This is a genomic window from Bacillus sp. BB51/4 (genome assembly GCF_008368845.1).
Lineage (GTDB): Bacteria > Bacillota > Bacilli > Bacillales > Bacillaceae_G > Bacillus_A > Bacillus_A wiedmannii.
In genome coordinates this window covers 1-21039 of the sequence record NZ_QOSC01000008.1, presented here as the reverse complement: position 1 = coordinate 21039, position 21039 = coordinate 1, and the positions used below count along the sequence as shown (strand labels likewise).

Sequence of the window (21039 nt, the reverse complement as noted above, 5' to 3'; positions counted from 1 at the left end):
CTCCCCCTTGTCCTTTTATAAAGCTCGACTAATAACAAGTTTCTGTATCTCACTCGTTCCTTCATATATTTGCGTGATTTTCGCATCACGGAAAAATCGTTCTACTGGATAGTCTTTCGTATAACCATAACCGCCAAATACTTGCACCGCTTCAATCGCAACTTCAACAGCCGTCTTAGAAGCGAATAATTTCGCAATAGAAGCTTCTTTACCGCATGGTAATCCTTGCGCTCTTAGCGATGCCGCTCTGTATACAAGTAATCGCGCTGCTTCTACACTAGTTGCCATATCTGCAAGTTTGAATCCGATTCCTTGCTGCGCCGCAATTGGCTTGCCGAATTGCTCACGCTCTTTCGCATAATCAATCGCACATGCAAGCGCCGCTTCCGCGATTCCTAATGCCTGCGCTCCGATTCCAATTCGTCCAACATCTAAATTCGCCATTGCCACCTTAAATCCTTGTCCTTCTTCACCAAGTAAATTCTCGGCCGGCACTTTCATATCTTCAAACGTAAGTTGTACCGTGCGAGAACCAAGAAGTCCCATTTTATGCTCATCTTTGCCGATAATTAAGCCCGGTGTATCTTTCTCTACTATAAATGCAGAAATCCCACTTTTTCCTGCCTCTGGATTTGTAGAAGCGAATACAATGTATGTACTTGCTTCACCGCCATTTGTAATAAATACTTTCGATCCATTAATAATGTAGTGATCGCCTTTCTTTACAGCTCTTGATTTCAAACTCCCTGCATCTGATCCTGCATTTGGTTCTGTTAATGCAAATGCACCTAAATATTCACCAGTCGCAAGTTTAGAAACATATTTCTGCTTCTGTTCTTCTGTTCCAAAATATAAAATCGGGTTCATTCCAACTGACGTATGTACAGCTAAAATTACACCAACCGTCGCACTTACCTTTGAAATTTCCTCAATTGCTAAAATGTAAGAAATAAAATCCATTTCTGCCCCGCCATATTTTGCAGGCGCTGGAATACCCATTAGTCCAAGCTCACCCATCTTCTGCAAAATCTCTTTTGGGAACACCCCTTGTTCCATACTAGGAACAAAGGGAGCTATTTCCTTCTGCGCAAAATCTCGAACCATTTTCCTCATCATTTGTTGCTCTTCAGTAAAATGAAAATTCATGTACTCCGCCTCCGTTTGCTATATATCTTTTTAATAATTTGGTAAGACCACTATTTTAATAAAAGGAGGACTTTATTCGTAAACGTAGAAACCACGGCCTGTTTTACGTCCTAACCATCCTGCGTTCACATACTTGCGTAATAATGGACATGGGCGATATTTACTATCTCCTAATCCTTCATGCAACACTTCCATAATGTATAAACATGTATCTAAACCGATAAAATCAGCTAATGTAAGTGGTCCCATCGGATGATTCATACCTAGTTTCATTACTTCATCAATCGCTTCTTTCGTCGCTACACCTTCATATAACGTATAGATCGCTTCGTTAATCATCGGTAATAAAATACGGTTCGATACAAATCCTGGGAAATCATTTACTTCAACTGGCACTTTCCCGATTTTTTTCGTAATATCTTCAATTGTTTCGTACACCTCATCATCTGTAGCCAAACCACGAATAATTTCAACAAGCTTCATAACCGGAACGGGATTCATAAAGTGCATACCGATTACTTTCTCCGGACGTTTCGTTACCGCTGCAATTTCTGTAATTGGTAGAGATGACGTATTCGTCGCTAAAATTGCGTGATCTGGAGCAATTTCATCTAGATTCGCAAAGATTTTCTTTTTTATATCCATTTTCTCAACAGCCGCTTCAATAACAAGATCCGCTTCCTTCACACAATCTAAATCAAGCGTTACTGTAAGGCGATTTAACGTCGCTTCCTTCTCTTCTTCCTTCATGCGTCCTTTTTCTACTTGGCGCGCTAAGTTTTTCGTAATAATAGCCAATCCTCTGTCTAATTGCTCTTGTTTTAAATCTTGTACCTTCACATCATATCCTGCCATTGCACATACTTGTGCGATTCCCGAACCCATTTGTCCTGCACCAATTACAACTATTTTTTGTACACCCATTCTTTCTTCCCCCTCAATATAAATTGTTAATAAATCAAAAATCACCTACACGTAAATTAACGAACTTCAATCATAATTGCGTCACCTTGACCGCCACCGCTACAAATAGAAGCAATTCCAATTCCGCCGCCGCGCTGCTTCAGTGCGTGGATAAGTGTAACGATAATACGCGCTCCACTTGCTCCAATTGGATGTCCCATTGCCACTGCGCCGCCATTTACATTCAATTTATCTGGGTCAATTCCTGCAATCTCTGTACTTGCAATTGCTACCGCTGCAAATGCTTCATTAATCTCGAATAAATCGATATCTTCAATTGTCTTGCCTGTTTTTTTCAACAATTCGTTAATTGCATAACCTGGCGTTCTTGGGAAATCTTTAGACTCCACTGCAATTGCTGTATGTGCCAAAATTGTTGCTAATGGCTTTCTTCCTTCTTGCTTCGCTCTGTCTTCGCTCATTAATACGAGCGCAGCACCGCCATCATTTAGTCCAGGAGCATTACCCGCTGTCACTGCCGACGTCTTATCAAATACAGGTTTTAATTTCGCTAATTTTTCAATCGTTGTATCCGCGCGCGGCGCCTCATCTTTTGCAACGACGATAGGATCGCCTTTTCTTTGCGGAATCGTTACTGGCACGATTTCCTCTTCAAAACGTCCTTCTTTATGCGCTGAAACCGCACGCTGATGGCTACGATATGCCCATTCATCTTGCGCTTCGCGAGAGATTCCATCTTCCTTCGCAACTTCTCCACCATAAACACCCATGTGTATACCTGAAAATGCGCATGTCAAGCCGTCAGCAACGTTTAAATCGATGATTTCGTTGTTACCCATTCTGTATCCCCATCTTGCGCCTCGTAAAATGTAAGGACTGTTACTCATTGACTCCATACCGCCAGCTACAATTAGTGATTGATCGCCAGTACGAATAATTTGATCCGCTAACGTAACCGCACGAAGCCCTGATGCACAAACTTTATTCACTGTTTCCGTCTGTACTTCCCAAGGGATTCCAGCAGCCCTCGCAGCTTGGCGCGATGGAATTTGCCCCTGTCCCCCTTGAATAACTGTTCCAAATATAACTTCCTCAACATCACTAGCAGAAACATTTGCTCTCTCAAGTGCTGCTTTAATTGCAATTCCCCCAAGTTCTGTCGCCTTCACGTCTTTTAAAGATCCTCCAAATTTCCCAACCGGTGTTCTTGCAGCACTTAAAATAACTGTTTTACTCATATCTATTTCCCCCATCTCTTTTTTTAGCACCGAGCGCTCGCTCGGTGTTCTTACGTTGAGAAGAGGTGCAATGATTGCACCTCTCTCTAAAGTTGTATTCATGCTTGCAGATTACATCGCTTCTTTCTTCTGTCCGATAACAGAGCGTTCTAAAATCTCTGTTACATCAAGAGTTTGAACCTTCTCTTCTACTTCTTTCGCTTTCGTCCCATCGCTAATCATCGTTAAGCAATATGGACAACCTGTACCGATAATGGATGGTTGCACAGCTAGTGCTTGTTCTGTACGAGCAACGTTAATACGTGAACCTGCTGTCTCTTCCATCCACATTAAGCCACCACCTGCGCCACAGCACATTCCGGTTTCACGGTTACGTGCCATTTCTACAAGATTCACACCAGGAATTGCTTTCAAAATATCGCGTGGCGCTTCGTATACTTCGTTGTATCTTCCTAAGTAACAGGAATCATGGTACGTAACTGTTTCCTCAATAGCGTGAACAGGTTTTAAGCGTCCTTCTTTCACCCACTGAGCTAACAATTCTGTATGATGATAGACTTCTGCTTGCAAGCCAAAGTCTGGATACTCATTTTTAAATGTGTTATAAGCGTGAGGATCAATCGTAACGATTTTCTTCACTCCTGCTTTTTCAAATTCCTCGATATTCTTTGTCGCCATCTCTTGGAAGACAAATTCATTTCCAAGACGCCGCGGTGTATCTCCAGAATTCTTTTCTTTATTACCAAGTATCGCGAATGAAATGCCTGCTTCGTTCATTAACTTCGCGAACGATATCGCAATCTTCTGACTACGATTATCATATGATCCCATTGAACCAACCCAGAATAAATATTCGAACTCCTCGCCAGCTTTCGATTTTTCTTTTACAGTTGGAACCGTTACTTCATCATCACCTTGGCGCCAAGTTTCACGCTCTTTACGGTTCAGTCCCCACGGATTCCCTTGACGCTCGATATTTGTCATCGCACGCTGCGCTTCCGCGTCCATCTTTCCTTCTGTTAAAACGAGATAGCGGCGTAAATCAATAATTTTGTCAACATGCTCATTCATAACCGGACACTGATCTTCACAGTTACGGCACGTTGTACAAGCCCAAATCTCTTCCTCTGTAATAACATCTCCGATTAAACTCGGATCGTAAGCAAGCGTTGTAGCTGCTGATTCTTGTTGCCCTTTCCCAGCTGCCATCATCGCTAACTGATTTCCTTGTGTATTATTAAAAGCAACTACTGGAACCCACGGTGCTTTTGATGTCACTGCTGCTCCTTTATCAGTTAAATGATCGCGAAGTTTTAAAATTAAATCCATCGGCGATAACATTTTCCCTGTTCCTGTTGCCGGGCACATATTTGTACAGCGACCACACTCTACGCAAGCGTATAAATCAATAAGCTGATTTTGTCTAAAGTCTTCGATTTTACCAACACCAAATGTTTCTTGCGTTTCATCTTCAAAGTCAATCTTTTCAAGTTTCCCTGGATTTGAAAGACGTCCGAAGAAAACGTTAACTGGTCCCGCAATTAAATGCGCGTGTTTCGATTGTGGAACATACACTAAAAACGTTAACAAAATTAGTAGATGCACCCACCAAGAGAAATAGAACACAGAAATGGCTGCGGTTTCATTTATTCCCGAGAAAACGTAAGCGATTGCAGAAGCGATCGGTTCACTCCATGAAAGCTCCTCGCCGTGCCATATAATTCCCATCCCATTACCGAGTAGCACAGAAATCATTAAGCCACCAATAAAGATAAGAACAAGACCTGATTTGAAATTACGTTTTAAACGAACTAGCTTCTCAACATAACGTCTATGAAAAGCCCAAAAGACTGCAATTAAAATAACAAGTGTGACAATTTCCTGGAAGAATGTAAATGCAGGGTATAGTGGTCCAAGTGGAAGATGTGATCCTGGTGCGAGTCCTTTCCAAACGAAGTCAATTGCTCCAAATTGGACAAGAATAAATCCGTAAAAGAACATAACGTGAATAATGCCGCTCTTCTTATCTTTCAGCAGCTTTTTCTGACCGAAAACATTGACCTTAAGGAGATCCCAACGCTCTTTAAAACGACGGTCAAATTCAATCTTTTTTCCTAACTGTATGTAGGCCATCCTCGTCCGTATAAGATACACAAACAAATATCCTGCATAAGCAATAACAGCAATGGCAGCCAGCCAATTAATGATCAGTAAGCTATTCATTTTTATGCTACCCCTCTCTTTGTAAGCCCTCTTTCTTTTTTAGAATCTTCAAAAACATATAATTTTCTGAATTTTATCCCCTGTCTTCATTATATAATGAGTGAGCATTCAGTCAACAGTTTTTTGTTATACAACAACATATTTTTTAATAAAGCTGTTTATTTCGGTGAAACTATAAAGTGAAACTTTAATCCGTAGGGGGTTGTTTCCTCTCGCCTGATTCCTTTAAGTAAGCCTAATTTTTAAGTAGGAGGCTTACCGCCCCTTAATATGGGATAAGGTGAAGCCAATCGGGATTTTCCGGGCAGCCAGTAAAATGAAGGCGAAAAGAATGCAAAGGAGGGAATTCACTTATGTTCTTCTTATCTCTCTTGTTAATATGCGTTACTCTTTGGATCACAATTGACCTTTTATATGGGAGGATTCTTCATTTAAAGCGTGTGCGCTCTCGTACTTTCCCTTTACGTCAAAGTAATTTTCACCTTTATACATACGGGCAAGATTTATATGATGCTTTATTTACTGATATACAACAAGCAAGGCACCATGTGCACGTTTTATTCTTCATTGTAAAAAACGATAAAATCAGTCGTGAATTTTTAAAGTTACTTATCGATAAGGCACAGGAAGGAATTGAAGTAAGACTTTTACTCGATCGATTGGGAAGCCATTATTTATCAAACGAGGCAATTCGTTCCCTACAAAAACACGGCGTCTCTTTTTCATTTTGTCATAAAGTGAAATTTCCTTTTCCGTTCTTTTCTGCAAATCAAAGAAACCATAGAAAAATTACAGTTATTGACGGGAAAATTGGTTATATTGGTGGGTTTAATATTGGAGAAGAATATTTAGGGCATAATCAAAAATTAGGATTATGGCGCGATTATCATTTACGCCTTACAGGAGAAGGAATACAAGATTTACAAAAGCAATTTTTACATGATTGGCTCGACGATACGAAGCAAAATTTATTAGATTCACCTCTTTATTTTCCTAAGCAACAACCAGGAATCATTCTACATCGTTTTATCCCTACTGATGGTGCCTATTTGCAAAATACATTTTTACATTTAATCGAAAGTGCGGAAAAAGAACTCTTTATCGGTACACCATATTTCATTCCTGGGAAGAAAATTATGAATGCATTATTAAAAGCGCGAAAACGTGGGGTTCAAATCACGGTTCTCGTTCCAGAAAAAGCGGATCACGCCCTTGTTCGCGAAGCAAAATTCCCATATTGCCGAAAGTTAATACAAGCTGGGTGTAATATTTACGCATTTCAACAAGGTTTTTTTCACGCTAAAGTTATTATAGTCGATGATTATATTTGTGATATTGGAACTGCAAACTTTGATATGAGAAGTTTATATATTAACCATGAAATCAACTGCCTTTTATATGATAAACATTTTATACAAACAGTAAAAAACAAATTCCATGAAGATCTAGAAAATGCGTCATTACTTTCCTTTAAAGATGTTAGCCCCCTTTCCCTTATTGATAGAGGGAAAGAATGGGTAGGAACGATACTTGCTTTCTTTCTATAGGAAAGATAATGGATAAAGGAGATGTATTCATTATGATTATGCGTTTCGGATATGTCTCACATGCAATGGCACTCTGGGACTGTTCTCCGGCTAAAACGATGACATTTACAAGCTTTCAAAAGCTTAGTAAACAAGAACGAGAAGATAAATTATACGATGTTACACGGCAAAATCTTGAGCATACAATACGTATTCTTCATTACAATATAGCTCATGAAATTCCATTATATCGCTTATCTTCTTCCATCGTCCCACTTGCAACACATCCCGAAGTCGAGTTTGATTACATCGGGTTGTTCACACCGCTTTGGCGTAAAATTGGGACATTAATTAAAGAATACAATTTGCGAGTAAGTTTTCATCCAAATCAATTTACGCTATTTACAAGCGACAAGCCACATATTACAACTAACGCTATTGCAGATATGGCCTATCATTATAAAGTATTAGATGCAATAGGAATTGCAGATTCTTCTTATATTAACATCCATGTAGGTGGTGCCTATGGAAATAAAGAACAGGCGGTTGGACGTTTCCATAAAAATATAAAAAAACTTCCTGCACATATAAAAGAGCAAATGACGCTTGAAAATGATGATAAAACATATACAACTGCTGAAACTTTATCGATTTGCCAAAAAGAAAAGATTCCATTCGTATTTGATTATCATCATCACATGGCAAACCTTTGCGAAGAACCGCTAGAAGTATTACTCCCTGCAATTTTTGAAACTTGGTCACATACAAATGTCCCTCCTAAAGTTCACATTTCCTCCCCTAAATCAAAAAAAGAATTTAGGGCTCACTCTGAATATATTGATTTAGAGTTTATTAAGCCTTTCTTACACATTGCAAAAAAAATCAACCATAATTTCGATATTATGATTGAAAGTAAACAGAAAGATTTAGCAATGCTGCAATTAATACATGAATTATCCTCTATAAGAGGGATAAAAAGAATAAATAGCTCAACATTACAATGGTAAATTGTAATGTTGAGCTATTTTTTTCAAAAAAAGTAATTTTTATAGTAAAAAACAACCTATTGTATATGCTATGATTGGAATTAGCATTTTCCACCTGCGATTCAACTTTATTGAAACGGAGCCATAATATGATTAATCAAAAAAAATATGTACACTTTGTCACGATGTATATAATTATATTTTCCCTTTGGATATTTCTTATCCCTAAGGACTTGAATATAAAAGAAATTGGAATTCTCTTCTTATTTTGTTTTGCTGCACTCTTTTCTTGCTATTGCTTATATAAAGCTATTAAGAAAATGAAGCGTAGTGATAAATTATTTTGGGTTTTATTACTCTGCACTTGCATATGCGGACTAACTATGGAAATAACTTTATTCCTTCATTCACTTTCTATATATGATCAAGTCATATTCTCATATAAGGCACTACCTTTTTTCATCATACAATATATTTTGCTCTTTTCTGGGTTTGCTATCAAATTCATAAAACATTATTCTATTAGAGGCCTTGCTCAATTTTCATTCGATAGTATCTTTATTGTTATTATGAATATTTATTTTACCTTAACTTTTATTTTGGACCTCTCAAGCTTTCGTATGTTAACAACAGATCACTGGGTTTTAATTGGATACTTTATTGCACAAGCATTAGTAATTTACGCCGTTATTAGCCTATATAGACGAGAACAATATTCTGCTAGCAGAATTTCATTAATTATCGGTTTTACTATCATACTTGTGTACGGGTATATACATCTGTTCCAACTAAACATGGGGATGAAAACTTCTTCTGAAGTCTCTTATTTAGTACATACTGCTTCAATTTTATTAATTGGTTTATCTTCCATACTATACATTTTGGACAAACCAATGCAGCATGAAACGAAAACAAAGTATTATCGATTTGATTATGTGCGCTTTATATTACCCTATTTCAGTATAATCATTACTTTTTCCTTTATTCTTATTCAACCTTGGGATGATAAGTTCATGCTAATCGGTCTAGTATTATCACTCATCTTATTATTCCTACGACAACTTTACATGTGGAAAGATAATCAAGCACTAATCGATACATATGAACAGTTGACTACACAACTAGAAGGCAAAGTAGAAGAGGGTGCATCTGCGTTATCAAAGAGTGAACAACGCTATAAATCGTTATTCGAAGATCATCCTGATGCCGTTTTCTCTTTAAATATGGATGGTATTTTCCAACAATCTAATACAGCTTGTGAAAGCTTATTTACTGCCTACTATTGTGAAGTAGAAAGCTATTCTCTTCTACACTTTATTGACTCAAAAGACCATGATCTACTAAAGAAAGCTTTACAAATAACAAAAGAAGGTAGACCACAAACTTTAGAAGTTCGCACAAAAGAAAAAGAAGGCTATTACTATTATCTTCACGTTACACTCATCCCTACTTTCATAAACAAAGAAGTTGTTGGGATGTTCGGCATAGCACGTGATATTACAACTTTATATGAAAAACAAAAACAAGTAGAACATTTAGCCTTTCATGATGCACTGACTGGATTACCAAATCGCCGAAAGTTTGAAAAAGATTTAAAAAACATTTTAAATACAGCTCAAACTAGCGTGAATGATGTTGCCGTTATGTTCCTTGATTTAGATCGATTCAAAAAAATTAACGATAGACTTGGTCACGATGTCGGAGATCTATTATTAATTGAAGTAGCAAAAAGATTACGTGGTTGCTTGCGTTCAAAAGATATCGTTGCTCGCCAAGGTGGAGATGAGTTTACAATTCTATTACCAGATATGTACTCAGAAAAAAGTGCGGCTTTTATAGCTGAACAAATTTTAACCGTTTTAAACAAACCATTCTCCATTAAAGACGAAGAACTGTCTATTACACCGAGTATCGGAATTGCCATGTATCCTGATTACGGGACCGATGTTACTGAATTAATGAAAAATGCTGATATGGCTATGTATCGCGCGAAAGCAAATGGAAAAAACAGATTTGTTTTCTTCTCAAAAGAAATAAGTATCGCCCAAAATGAAATCCAATTCTTAGAAGGTGAACTTACAAAAGCATTACAACAAAATGAATTTTTCCTAGAATATCAGCCACAAGTAAGCACAAAAACAAAACAAATTATCGGTTTTGAAGCATTAATTCGTTGGAAGCACCCAAAACTCGGCATCGTGTCTCCTGCCCAATTCATTCCTCTAGCGGAGGAAACCGGATTTATTATTGAACTTGGAAATTGGATTTTACGTACCGCTTGCTTAGAGGCAAAAAGATGGCATAATCAAGGGTTTTCTCACTTAAAAGTTGGTGTGAATTTATCTGTTGTTCAATTTAACCATGCAGATTTAATCCCTACTATTTCAAAAGTGTTAGAAGAAACCGAACTAAAATCAGAAGCACTAGATATCGAAATCACAGAAAGTATCGCAATTAATCAAAATCAATCTGTCATTTCCAAACTAGAACAGCTTCAAAATCTCGGTATTCAAATTTCAATCGATGACTTTGGAACTGGTTATAGTTCTTTAGCTTATTTAACAAAATACCCAATCAACACATTAAAAATTGCTCGAGAGTTTATTTGCGGAATTACAAATAGTCCTTTAGAGGAAGCGATTATCTCCTCCATCATTACACTATCTAAAGAACTAAACTTAGAAGTTATTGCAGAAGGTGTAGAGACGGAAGAACAATGGACGTTTTTATATGAACAAAACTGTGACCACATTCAAGGATTCCTTATTAGCAAGCCCGTTTCTAGTAAAGACGTTTGGATGTTACTACACAAAAAAACAACCGTCTAAGTAAGACGGTTGTTTTTTAATATTCAAAAGGTAGATCTCCAGCTAATTGTACCTCTTGATCATTATGAGAAATTACTTGGCTTTTCTCTAATGCTGTATCACCTAATGAAATACCCCATGCCATTGCTAACGTTAATAGGCTACCAATAAGTAGTTTCTTCATATTCCATCACCCACATTTTTTATTTTAATATATCATGAAATTTTATCCATATCCTATGCAATTATGCATATCCATTTTTTGGTTATCTATCTACTGATTTTATCTGCGAGCGCTTCTTTATATGCATGCATTTCTAATATATCAAAAAAGAAACTTGCCTTTTTATATGCATCTTCAATCTCTGGCTCATCATACCCCAATTTTCCTAGGCATTCGCCTCTTTGATAATATAGCTGTCCAATTAATGCCATACTATTAATTCGGCATGATATTTCAATTGCTTTATTTACTTGATAAAGTGACCCTTCATATTGCTCGTCTAAGTATAATGCTTTTGCATGATTATATCTTACCTTCACGTCGAATTCTTCATTATCATGCAATGTCTCTAATTGTTTTAATATATCTTCAAATAACTCAATACTTTTCTTAAAATAATTATTTTCAGCATAAATATTTGCAATTGCATTCTCTATATAGAGATTTTGGTATACGTCTATTCCAGCTAATTGTTGGTTTAACAATTTTTTTAATTCTAAAATACAATATTCGTAATCGATTTTCTTCAATATGTAAGCTGCTACATGATATTGCCATTGAAGAAACTGCTGGAATTCAGGATGATATTCTTCCTTTTTTAGCTCATTCCATACTCTATTATAAATCTCTTTATATTTTTTTTGCTTACACAGCATAATGACTTGATCTTTAAACTGTTTTTTTCTTTCAATATCAGAATAAATAAGTACCTCATAAAAGTGAATAATGGGAACTTGTAACTTTGCTGCGATACCTTGTAATATATCCATACTTGGGTATACCGCGCCCGATTCAATTCGACTCACTTCCGATTGATGACATATGTTATCGGATAACTGTTTTTGTGTTAATCCCCTCATTACCCTAATCTTCTTAATTTCACTTCCTAATTTTTCTGCGTGCATACTTACTCACCATCCCATTATAACAATCTAATTTGTTAAGTTGTCATACCACTACCATAATGTGAATTCGACAATTTTTGATATGAAATAATGCATAATATATATAAAATTCGGCAAATTGTTCATACAATCCATCTCACATACAATAATAGATTAGTAGTTTTATAGATAAATTATAGAAAATTTGCCCGTGCCTTCGTTACATTCGGTCTTCTTTATCCTTTATCAGCAGAAGCTATTTACACCCAAGAACTAGATAAAAATGAAGTGAAAATTGAAATTGCTTAGCCTAGTTTAACGCTTTAAAAATGACACAACCTCAAAATGATACGAAAAAATATGGCGAAAAAGTATTTAAGGGGTGAAATAAATGAGGCTAAAGCTCAACAAGGGTGAATGACAACTGAAATGAATGTAGATTCCCAACCTACAAATAAAGAAATAAAAGAAAATTAAACCGAAGTTCGCCTTGCACAAACTTACAAAAACTATAAAATATATAGTCAAGATTTCATTGTAAAAGTAGATAAAAATGGAGTAATTACAACTGTTAGTGGCAAGGTTGTCCAAAATTCAGACCAATAACCTAATCTAACTATAACAAATTTTTTGTCGAAAAATGAAGTAAAATCTAAATTACGCGATATACTTCAAATTCTGAGCGATGCGACTGCGACGAAACTCTCTATTGAAATACTTGTTTATAAGAAAAAAGAAGCTTACCACTCATAGGTAAACTTCTTTTTCATATCCATCCCTTTTCTTCCGCAATTGTAATTGCCTCAATTCTATTTTTCGCATCGAGCTTCGTTAATACTTCAGAAATGTAATTACGTACTGTACCAGGTGAAAGATAAAGTGCCTTCGCAATTTCATTTGCCGTCTTTCCTTCTTTCGCAAGTAACAATACTTCTTTTTCGCGATCTGATAACGGATTTTGCTCCTGCCATAAGCCGAACATTAAATCTTGAGAAATCTCTCGCTTTCCTTTCATTACATTACGAATCGCTGCAGCTAAATCTTCACTTGGGCTATCTTTTAATAAATATCCGTGCACGCCTGCTTTCATTGCTCGTTCAAAATATCCAGGGCGCGCAAATGTTGTTAAAATCATTACTTTGCATGCTGATTTTTCTTTCTGCAACGTTTCCGCAACATCTAATCCGCTTTGAATTGGCATTTCAATATCCATAATGCTTACATCAGGTTGTAGCGATTCAATTAGTTTTAGCGCCTCTTCCCCGTTCGCAGCTTGCCCAATTACTTCAATATCATCTTCTAGATCAAGTAGGGCCCCTAATGCGCCACGAAGCATCCGCTGATCTTCTGCAATAATAATTCGAATCATGCCCTCACCTCATCTTTTCCTGTTCTAATGACAACTGGTACTTTTACTATTAATAGTGTCCCTGGATTGATTGTGCTCAGTTCAACAAACCCATCAATAAGAGCGATACGCTCTTTCATACCACGAATGCCATTTCCATCGTGGTTTTGATCCGCTAAACCAATTCCATTATCTTCTACTGTCAAAATTAATTCACCTTGTGATTCTAGTACAGAAACTGTACAACGCGTCGCCTTACTATGCTTTACAACATTTGTCACAGCCTCACGTAAACACATTCCTAAAATATTTTGTTCAATGGGTGATAACGAACTTGCACTCGTTTCTTGTTTTATTTCTAATTCAATAGTAGCAGCTTGTAAGATCGCTTTTATTTGCTCAAGCTCTTCTTCTACTGTAATCATACGCATATCAGAAATTAGTTCCCTTAGCTGCTTTAAAGCGGTACGAGATGTTTGCGTAATTTCCTTTGCTTCCACACTTGCACGCTCCGGATTTTTTACAATTAACTTTTCCACGAGCTGACTTTTTAAAGTAATGAGTGATAACGTATGCCCTAACGTATCATGAAGATCCCTTGCAATCCGTTGCCGCTCTTCACGTTTTACTAAGTCTTTAATTTGTTCGTTTGCTTCTTCTAATTGATTTCTTAACATCTTTTTCTGATTAAAATTACGCATTCCGAATGGTGTAAGAAGCATTAAAATAAACATTGGAACGATATTTACTAAACTTGCAGTTGTTAGTTGATTCATATTTACAAATAAAAATGCCCCAAGCATTATAACTAACAAACATAATAGCACTCGAAACACTTTCTTATTTGGTGCAAATCCCATCGCACTTGCGGTGAAAAAGCCAAAGAATATCATGAAAGGATTGTAAAATAAAGCAAATAAAAAGATAAGTACCATTTGAATACATGCCCAAAAAACGAACGTCCTCTGCACAAAATAAAGCTGACGGTATGTGATAATAAAAACTATCAACATACCGCTTCCAATTACAAGCTTCCACCCTGACGCCTGCACTAAATGGTAAATTGGAAATAACAGATACACGAACCACATATACGGGAAGAAACCCATCTGTTTCGGAAAAATCTCAATCCTCTTCTTCTCTATCATTTATACCGCTTCCTGTCTTTTTCTTATATATATTGATATTACAACAAATATAAGGAAATAACCTCCTAGTACCGCGATATTTTCCCAACCAACTGATTTTCCAGCTACAATATCCCATGCACCGCTTCCGAAGTGATATGTTGGTGTCCATTCACCAATAGATCTTAATATTTTCGGAAATACTTCGATTGGCATCCATAACCCGCCAAGAATTGCTAAACACATATTTAAAATATTGGCTAAACCAGCAGCAGCATCAACCTTTTTAATAGAACCGACTATCGATCCAAGCGCTAAAAACGGTGTTACACCTAGTAATAACCATAAACCAGCGCCCATCCATTGACCGAACGTTAACTGAACATCATTAATTAAAATACCTGCTATAAAAATAACTACGATTGAAAACACATTTACTACTGTTTGTGAAACAATTTTCGCAGAAATATATGCCCCTTCTGGCAAAGGTGTAATTCTCAACAGTTGTGCCCACCCTTTTTGTCTTTCCTCAGAAAGACGAACACCAAAGCTAAAAAGTGCTGTTCCAATAATACTGAATGAAGTCATAGAAATTAAATAGTGAGCTTTCCATTCATTCCCGTTCTGTGGCACTTGAACAACATTTGTGAAAATGTAGTAAAACATAACTGGCATTAGTAATGAGAAAAAGATAAATAATTTATTGCGAAACGTACGTAATATCTCCATCTTACATTGCATCAAAAACGCTCTCATGCGATTTCCCCCTTCTGATTTGCGACAAACTGTTCAAATGCTTCATCAAGACTTCCACGTTCGACTGAAACATCTGTTACAGGTAAGTTCTTTTGATAAATTGCTTTTAAAGTTGCATCTGTATCTTCAGTTGTTAAAGTGAAGTGCCCTTCGTTTGACTGTACTTCTGTTACGTTTGGTAATTCTTTTAGTAATTTTGCAGGAATACTTTCCTTCGAATAAAACGTAATAGTTTTTCGCGAAATCGTCGCCTTCATCGCATCTGGTGTACCATCTGCGATAATCTTTCCGTTTGCAAACAATAAAATACGATCCGCCAACGCATCCGCTTCTTCTAAATAGTGTGTCGTTAAAATAATTGTTTTCCCTTCACTTGCTAACTTTCGAATTGTTTCCCAAAACGTTCTTCGAGACGTAATATCCATTCCAACTGTCGGCTCATCTAAAAATAACAAATCTGGATTACCTGCAAGTGCGAGTGCAAAGTTTAACCTTCTTTTTTGCCCACCTGATAATTTCTCACACCTTTGCTTTCGCTCCGATTCTAAATTTGATAACTGTAGCAACGTTTCTTTCGCTACCGGATTCGTATAATAACTACGGAATAACTCAATTGCCTCTTCCACTGTAATGCTATCAATGACACTTACTTCTTGTAACATCGCACCGAGGCTATTACGAACATCTCTATGTTTGGGACTCTTTCCAAATATAGAAACAGTTCCTTCCGTCGGATCCTTTAATCCAAGCATCATCGACATCGTCGTCGTTTTCCCTGCACCATTCGGTCCAAGTAGTGCTACGATTTCCCCCTTATTTACATGAAATGAAACATTATTTACTGCACTTTTATGTTTAAATGTTTTAGAAACACCATTTACTTCAATAATCTTTTCCATCTCTCCACCCCCGCTGTTTCTTATATTTACATTGTATGTGTTGAAAAAGTTAGGAAATAGTATGATGCGTCATAACATCGATATGACAATTGTCATGTATTCTTTGTGAGAGGAATCAATCCGCATACCGCAAGCGAGTAGCAGGACGAAAATAAACATGATACAATCGGGTAAGATATACATTCGAGGAAGGACAGTGGTTTTCATGATTATTCGTAATGAACAAGATTTAGAAGGCTTACGAAAAATCGGCCGCATCGTTGCGCTTGCACGTGAAGAAATGAAAAAAGAAGCGAAGCCAGGTATGACAACGAAAGAGCTTGATTTGATCGGTAAAAAAGTATTAGATGAGCATGGTGCTATTTCTGCACCTGAAAAAGAATATGATTTCCCTGGTGTAACTTGCATCAGTGTAAACGAAGAAGTTGCTCACGGTATTCCAGGAGAGCGTGTATTAAAAGACGGCGACTTAGTAAACGTCGACGTATCTGCTGCACTTGATGGCTATTATGCAGATACAGGTATTTCATTTGTACTTGGAGAAGATGAAGCAAAAGAAAAGCTTTGCCAAGCAGCTGTTGATGCATTTTGGGCAGCAATGAAAAAGGTTAAAGCTGGTTCAAAGCAAAATCAAATTGGTCGTGCTGTTTCAAATTTCGCACATAAAAATGGATACAATGTGATTCAAAACTTAACTGGTCACGGTATTGGTCTTAGCTTACATGAAGCACCAAATCACATTTTAAGCTACTTTGACCCAATGGATAATGCACTTCTAAAAGACGGTCTTGTTATCGCTGTAGAGCCATTCATTTCTATGAAAGCTGATCACATTATTGAGCGCGGCGATGATGGTTGGACATTCGTTACACCTGATAAAAGCCTTGTTGCACAATGTGAACATACAGTTGTCGTAACACGCGGCGAACCGATTATTTTAACAGAAATATAAAAAATAGCCGTTTGGTAGCAGAAACCTACCTAGCGGCTATTTTTTATTACCAAACGGCTATTTTTTATTACTTTTAGGTATGCAAAAATTTATATAAATAAAAGGTGGTGCATCAAGGCACCACCTTTTTAACGGGGTGAGGCTGCCCAAAAGTACGGAAAACCTTTGAACAGCCTCGTATTTTCATATGGATGCCTTACATATATCACTGATGATAATTATGAAATGCGGAAACATATTTATCATCACATGATTCAAACACGAGAAAAGAAACCCTACAGTGGATTCTTTTCTCTACATAATCTAAAGTTTGGGTACACTAGATTCATGCAATGTAGGAGCTTTCCAAACAGAAAGCGAACCTTCATTTAAAATGATAGCATACATATCTCCACCAAAAATATGCAAATATGCATATAGTATTTTTTATTTCTCAATGTCAGAATATTGAAAAATAAAAAATGTAAAGGTAAAATAAAGTCGTTATCCGTCTTCTTTTGTCAGTCAGAGAGAATAGAAGAATAGGAGAGGAAAAAATGAAAAAATCTTTAAAACAAAAAATAGTAAGCTCTTTGCTTGCTGTATCACTCGCTGTTAGCTTGGCTCCAATTGGACAAGCCAAAGCTGATTCCACGTCAGAAATCACACAGACTTCACCTATCACAAAACAAGTTGATGCAAGCCGCGCCATCGAACACATCCGTTTCTTATCCGAAACAATTGGTCCTCGCCCTGGTGGGACAAAATCAGAAGAATGGGCTTCTCGCTACGTTGGTATGCAACTTAAATCAATGGGCTATGAAGTAGACTATCAACCATTTCAAGTGCCAGATCAGTACGTTGGCTTTATTGAATCCCCATTATCCACAAAGCGTAATTGGCAAGCTGGCGCTGCTCCTAACGCACTAATTTCTACAGAAGCTGTTACAGCTCCTCTTATCTTTGTTCAAGGTGGGACAAAATTAGAGGATATTCCAAATGAAGTAAATGGAAAGATTGTTCTATTTGAAAGGGGAACAACAGTAGCAGACTACAATAAACAAGTTGAAAATGCTGTTAGCAAAGGAGCAAAAGGTGTTCTTTTATACAGTTTAATTGGTGGACGCGGAAATTATGGACAAACCTTCAATCCCCGCCTAACGAAAAAGCAATCTATTCCTGTCTTTGGTCTTGCTTATGCGCAAGGAAATGCATTTAAAGAAGAAATCGCTAAAAAAGGGACAACAATTCTTTCCCTAAAAGCGAGACATGAATCTAATTTAAAATCCTTAAACGTCATCGCTAAAAAGAAACCAAAAAACAGTACAGGTAATGAAAAAGCTGTCGTTGTAAGTTCGCACTATGATAGTGTAGTTGGAGCACCTGGAGCAAACGATAATGCTTCTGGTACAGGATTAGTATTAGAGTTAGCTCGTGCTTTTCAAAATGTAGAAACTGATAAAGAAATTCGTTTTATTGCTTTTGGTTCTGAAGAGACTGGCTTACTTGGCTCCGATTATTACGTTAATAGTTTATCCCAAAAAGAACGCGATCGAATTTTAGGTGTCTTTAACGCAGACATGGTTGCAACAAATTACGATAAAGCAAAGAATTTATATGCTATGACGCCTAACGGCTCTCCAAACCTTGTAACAGACGCAGCCTTACAAGCAGGTAAACAATTAAATAATGACCTCGTACTGCAAGGGAAATTCGGCTCCAGTGATCACGTGCCATTTGCTGAAGTTGGTATTCCTGCCGCCCTATTTATTTGGATGGGTGTCGATAGTTGGAATCCATTAATCTATCATATCGAGAAGGTATATCACACACCTCAAGATAACGTATTTGAGAACATTTCACCTGAACGCATGAAAATGGCATTAGAGGTTATTGGTACAGGCGTCTATAATAGCCTTCATTCCACCGTAAAAACAGGAGAGAAAGCCGCTTAATACTATTTCAAGCCACCGATTAATCGGTGGCTGTTTATTAAGAAAAAATGAATATGCATAAAAGCATATTCATTACATGGTATTATGGTGTATAATTAAAATCGTAATATATAAATAAAGGATATCAATCACATAGCATTATGTAGAATAAAAAATTTAAATACTATTGATTACATCTAATGAGAAGGTTTTTCAATTATAAAAAGGTGCTCTTGCAGTTGTGTTAACTTGAACTTCAGGAACTAATGCCTTCATTCCTAAAATAAACGTTGCTTCAGCTACTCAAGAACAAAGCTTTACAATATGCTATTTCTAAATTAGCCATAAAAATGGCTATGCATTCATCCAAAACTTAATGAAACATAGCATTGACCTTAAATTACATGAGATACCACGCTCTAAGCTTATGGTCCAATGATAATGTGCTTCTTAAAAACGGTTTTGTTATCGTTTTAGAGCCACTGATTGAGTCCACCTTGAAATTGTTCCCTTTTTTCTATAAAAAAAAACCCTTCAGGCTGCATTCTTCCCTTCACCTTATTGTGAAGTGTTTTTGAATACTTACCTAAAGGGAGCAATATCAATAGTAATTTTTTAATTTGTCAGCTACTCAGTTTACAGTGTAATCAATAATCTAAAGCTTTTTTATTATTTAATTCGCTGACGAGCGAGTAGGATTCCACCTAAAAGGAACAATACCATACCTCCAAGAATTGAACTCATTCCTGCTGATGTTCCTCCTGTGTTAGGAAGTAATGTTGGCTTATCATTTTCTGTAGTAGGTGGAACTTTTGAATCGCTATTGTTGCCTGTATTTGTGTTTGGATTTTTCGGATCTGTACTTGGATCTTTCGGATCTGTGCTTGGATCTTTCGGATCTGTGCTTGGATCTTTCGGATTTGTACTTGGATCTTTTGGATTTGTACTTGGATCTTTTGGATCTACATTTGGCTCGTCCTTGATTTTTGTATTTGTGATGTCATAACCTTTTACTTTGGATTCATACCCAGCTACTGGTTGTTCCTTCACTTCATACTTGTACGCTACTCCATTTTCATCGTATGCTTGGAGCTTTTCAAACGTGTACTTCCATTCTGTTGCCGCTGTTACTTCTTTTGTGTCTACTACTTTACCGTTTTGTAGTAAGTCTACTTTAATCGAACTTGGACGATCTGTTGCATTGTTATCGTTCCACGTTTTTGTTCCTTCTACTTTTGTTTCGCCTACTTTTGTATTCGTGATGTCATAACCTTTTACTTCGGATTTGTATCCGTCTACCGGTTGTTCCTTCACTTCATACTTGTACGCTACTCCGTTTGCATCATATGCTTGGAGCTTTTCAAACGTGTACTTCCAGTTTGTTTCTGCTGTTACTTCTTTTGTGTCTACTACTTTACCGTTTTGTAGTAAATCTACTTTAATTGAACTTGGACGATCTGTTACATTGTTATCGTTCCACGTTTTTGTTCCTTCTACCTTTGTTTCGCCTACTTTTGTATTTGTGATGTCAGTACCATTTACTTCGGATTCATATCCTGCTAATGGTTGTTCTTTTACTGTATACTCGTAAGCTTTTCCTTCCGCATCATATGCTTCTAAATCTGTGAATGTATATTTCCAACCCATTACTGCGAATACGTCTTGTGTTTGAATCACGTTCCCGTTTTGTAGTAAGTCTACTTTGATCATTGTCGGACGGTCTGTTGCATTTCCGTCTTTCCACGTCTTTATTCCTTCTACTTTTGTTTCGCCTACTTTTGTATTCGTGATGTCATAACCTTTTACTTTGGATTCATATCCTGCTACTGGCTGTTCTTTCACTTCATACTTGTATGCCACTCCGTTTGCATCGTATGCTTGGAGCTTTTCAAATGTGTACTTCCATTCTGTTGCCGCTGTTACTTCTTTTGTGTCTACTACTTTACCGTTTTGTAAAAGATCTACTTTAATCATTTCCGGACGATCTTTTGCGTTATCGTCTTTCCATGTTTTCGTTCCTTCTACTTTTGTTTCGCCTACTTTTGTATTTGTGATGTCAGTACCATTTACTTTGGATTCATATCCTG

General features: G+C 36.9%; 16 protein-coding genes and 1 pseudogene. 6 read left to right on the top strand and 11 right to left on the bottom strand.

The features are described 5' to 3' along the window. Positions 1 to 15: 15 nt before the first annotated feature. The 4 genes from DN392_RS08745 to DN392_RS08730 form a co-directional block, all read right to left on the bottom strand. The gene (locus tag DN392_RS08745; protein WP_001009066.1) at positions 16 to 1146 is read right to left on the bottom strand and encodes an acyl-CoA dehydrogenase; all 1131 of its coding nucleotides are present in this window, start codon (positions 1144 to 1146) and stop codon (positions 16 to 18) included. 72 nt (positions 1147 to 1218) lie between these two features. After that, positions 1219 to 2070, bottom strand: coding sequence for a 3-hydroxybutyryl-CoA dehydrogenase (locus DN392_RS08740; RefSeq protein ID WP_048566720.1), 852 nt, complete (start codon positions 2068 to 2070; stop codon positions 1219 to 1221). 56 nt (positions 2071 to 2126) lie between these two features. After that, positions 2127 to 3410: an acetyl-CoA C-acetyltransferase gene (locus DN392_RS08735; RefSeq protein ID WP_002108940.1), complete on the bottom strand. Its 1284-nt coding sequence runs from the start codon at positions 3408 to 3410 to the stop codon at positions 2127 to 2129. A 9-nt stretch (positions 3411 to 3419) separates the two neighbouring features. Continuing rightward, a complete protein-coding gene (locus DN392_RS08730) occupies positions 3420 to 5531 on the bottom strand; it encodes a (Fe-S)-binding protein (protein ID WP_001086763.1) in 2112 nt (703 codons plus the stop codon). A 353-nt stretch (positions 5532 to 5884) separates the two neighbouring features. Here DN392_RS08730 and cls point away from each other — a divergent pair, with 353 nt between their 5' ends. The 3 genes from cls (at position 5885) to DN392_RS08715 (ending at position 10871) form a co-directional block, all read left to right on the top strand. After that, positions 5885 to 7078, top strand: a complete 1194-nt coding sequence (gene cls / locus DN392_RS08725; RefSeq protein WP_000465813.1) for a cardiolipin synthase — start codon at positions 5885 to 5887, stop codon at positions 7076 to 7078. Positions 7079 to 7110: 32 nt separating this feature from the next. Beyond that, on the top strand, positions 7111 to 8064 hold the full coding sequence (gene uvsE, locus DN392_RS08720; protein ID WP_131233618.1) for a UV DNA damage repair endonuclease UvsE: 954 nt from the start codon (positions 7111 to 7113) through the stop codon (positions 8062 to 8064). Between the two features lie 128 nt (positions 8065 to 8192). Further along, on the top strand, positions 8193 to 10871 hold the full coding sequence (locus DN392_RS08715) for a DUF4084 domain-containing protein (RefSeq protein ID WP_000609939.1): 2679 nt from the start codon (positions 8193 to 8195) through the stop codon (positions 10869 to 10871). 16 nt (positions 10872 to 10887) lie between these two features. On the opposite strand, the gene DN392_RS08710 is transcribed toward DN392_RS08715, so the two are convergent. Together DN392_RS08710 and plcR are read right to left on the bottom strand one after the other, a co-directional pair. Then, positions 10888 to 11034, bottom strand: a complete 147-nt coding sequence (locus tag DN392_RS08710) for a quorum-sensing peptide PapR (RefSeq protein WP_000734732.1) — start codon at positions 11032 to 11034, stop codon at positions 10888 to 10890. Between the two features lie 86 nt (positions 11035 to 11120). Further along, a complete protein-coding gene (gene plcR, locus DN392_RS08705; protein WP_000542915.1) occupies positions 11121 to 11978 on the bottom strand; it encodes a transcriptional regulator PlcR in 858 nt (285 codons plus the stop codon). Between the two features lie 408 nt (positions 11979 to 12386). Between plcR and DN392_RS31160 the strand changes: the two are divergent. Next, positions 12387 to 12710: pseudogene (locus DN392_RS31160) on the top strand (bacillolysin). A 13-nt stretch (positions 12711 to 12723) separates the two neighbouring features. On the opposite strand, the gene DN392_RS08690 reads toward DN392_RS31160, so the two are convergent. From DN392_RS08690 to DN392_RS08675, 4 genes are read right to left on the bottom strand one after another with little or no spacing between them, the layout of a single operon-like run. Beyond that, positions 12724 to 13326, bottom strand: a complete 603-nt coding sequence (locus DN392_RS08690) for a response regulator transcription factor (protein WP_000619265.1) — start codon at positions 13324 to 13326, stop codon at positions 12724 to 12726. Then, on the bottom strand, positions 13323 to 14453 hold the full coding sequence (locus tag DN392_RS08685) for a sensor histidine kinase (protein ID WP_048566722.1): 1131 nt from the start codon (positions 14451 to 14453) through the stop codon (positions 13323 to 13325). Before DN392_RS08685 ends, DN392_RS08690 begins: the two co-directional genes overlap by 4 nt. Next, positions 14454 to 15188: an ABC transporter permease gene (locus tag DN392_RS08680; protein ID WP_088321580.1), complete on the bottom strand. Its 735-nt coding sequence runs from the start codon at positions 15186 to 15188 to the stop codon at positions 14454 to 14456. Further along, positions 15185 to 16087 (bottom strand): ABC transporter ATP-binding protein, encoded by a 903-nt coding sequence (locus DN392_RS08675; RefSeq protein WP_071743637.1) that lies wholly within the window; start codon positions 16085 to 16087, stop codon positions 15185 to 15187. The genes DN392_RS08680 and DN392_RS08675 overlap by 4 nt, the downstream gene beginning before the upstream one ends. A 157-nt stretch (positions 16088 to 16244) precedes the next feature. Here DN392_RS08675 and map point away from each other — a divergent pair, with 157 nt between their 5' ends. After that, positions 16245 to 17039, top strand: coding sequence for a type I methionyl aminopeptidase (map, locus tag DN392_RS08670; RefSeq protein ID WP_002108936.1), 795 nt, complete (start codon positions 16245 to 16247; stop codon positions 17037 to 17039). Positions 17040 to 17575: 536 nt separating this feature from the next. Further along, the gene (locus tag DN392_RS08665) at positions 17576 to 18973 is read left to right on the top strand and encodes a M28 family metallopeptidase (RefSeq protein WP_000749135.1); all 1398 of its coding nucleotides are present in this window, start codon (positions 17576 to 17578) and stop codon (positions 18971 to 18973) included. Between the two features lie 648 nt (positions 18974 to 19621). On the opposite strand, the gene DN392_RS08660 is transcribed toward DN392_RS08665, so the two are convergent. Beyond that, positions 19622 to 21039 (bottom strand): Cna B-type domain-containing protein (locus DN392_RS08660; RefSeq protein ID WP_149238012.1); only part of this gene is annotated, 1418 nt, incomplete at its 5' end.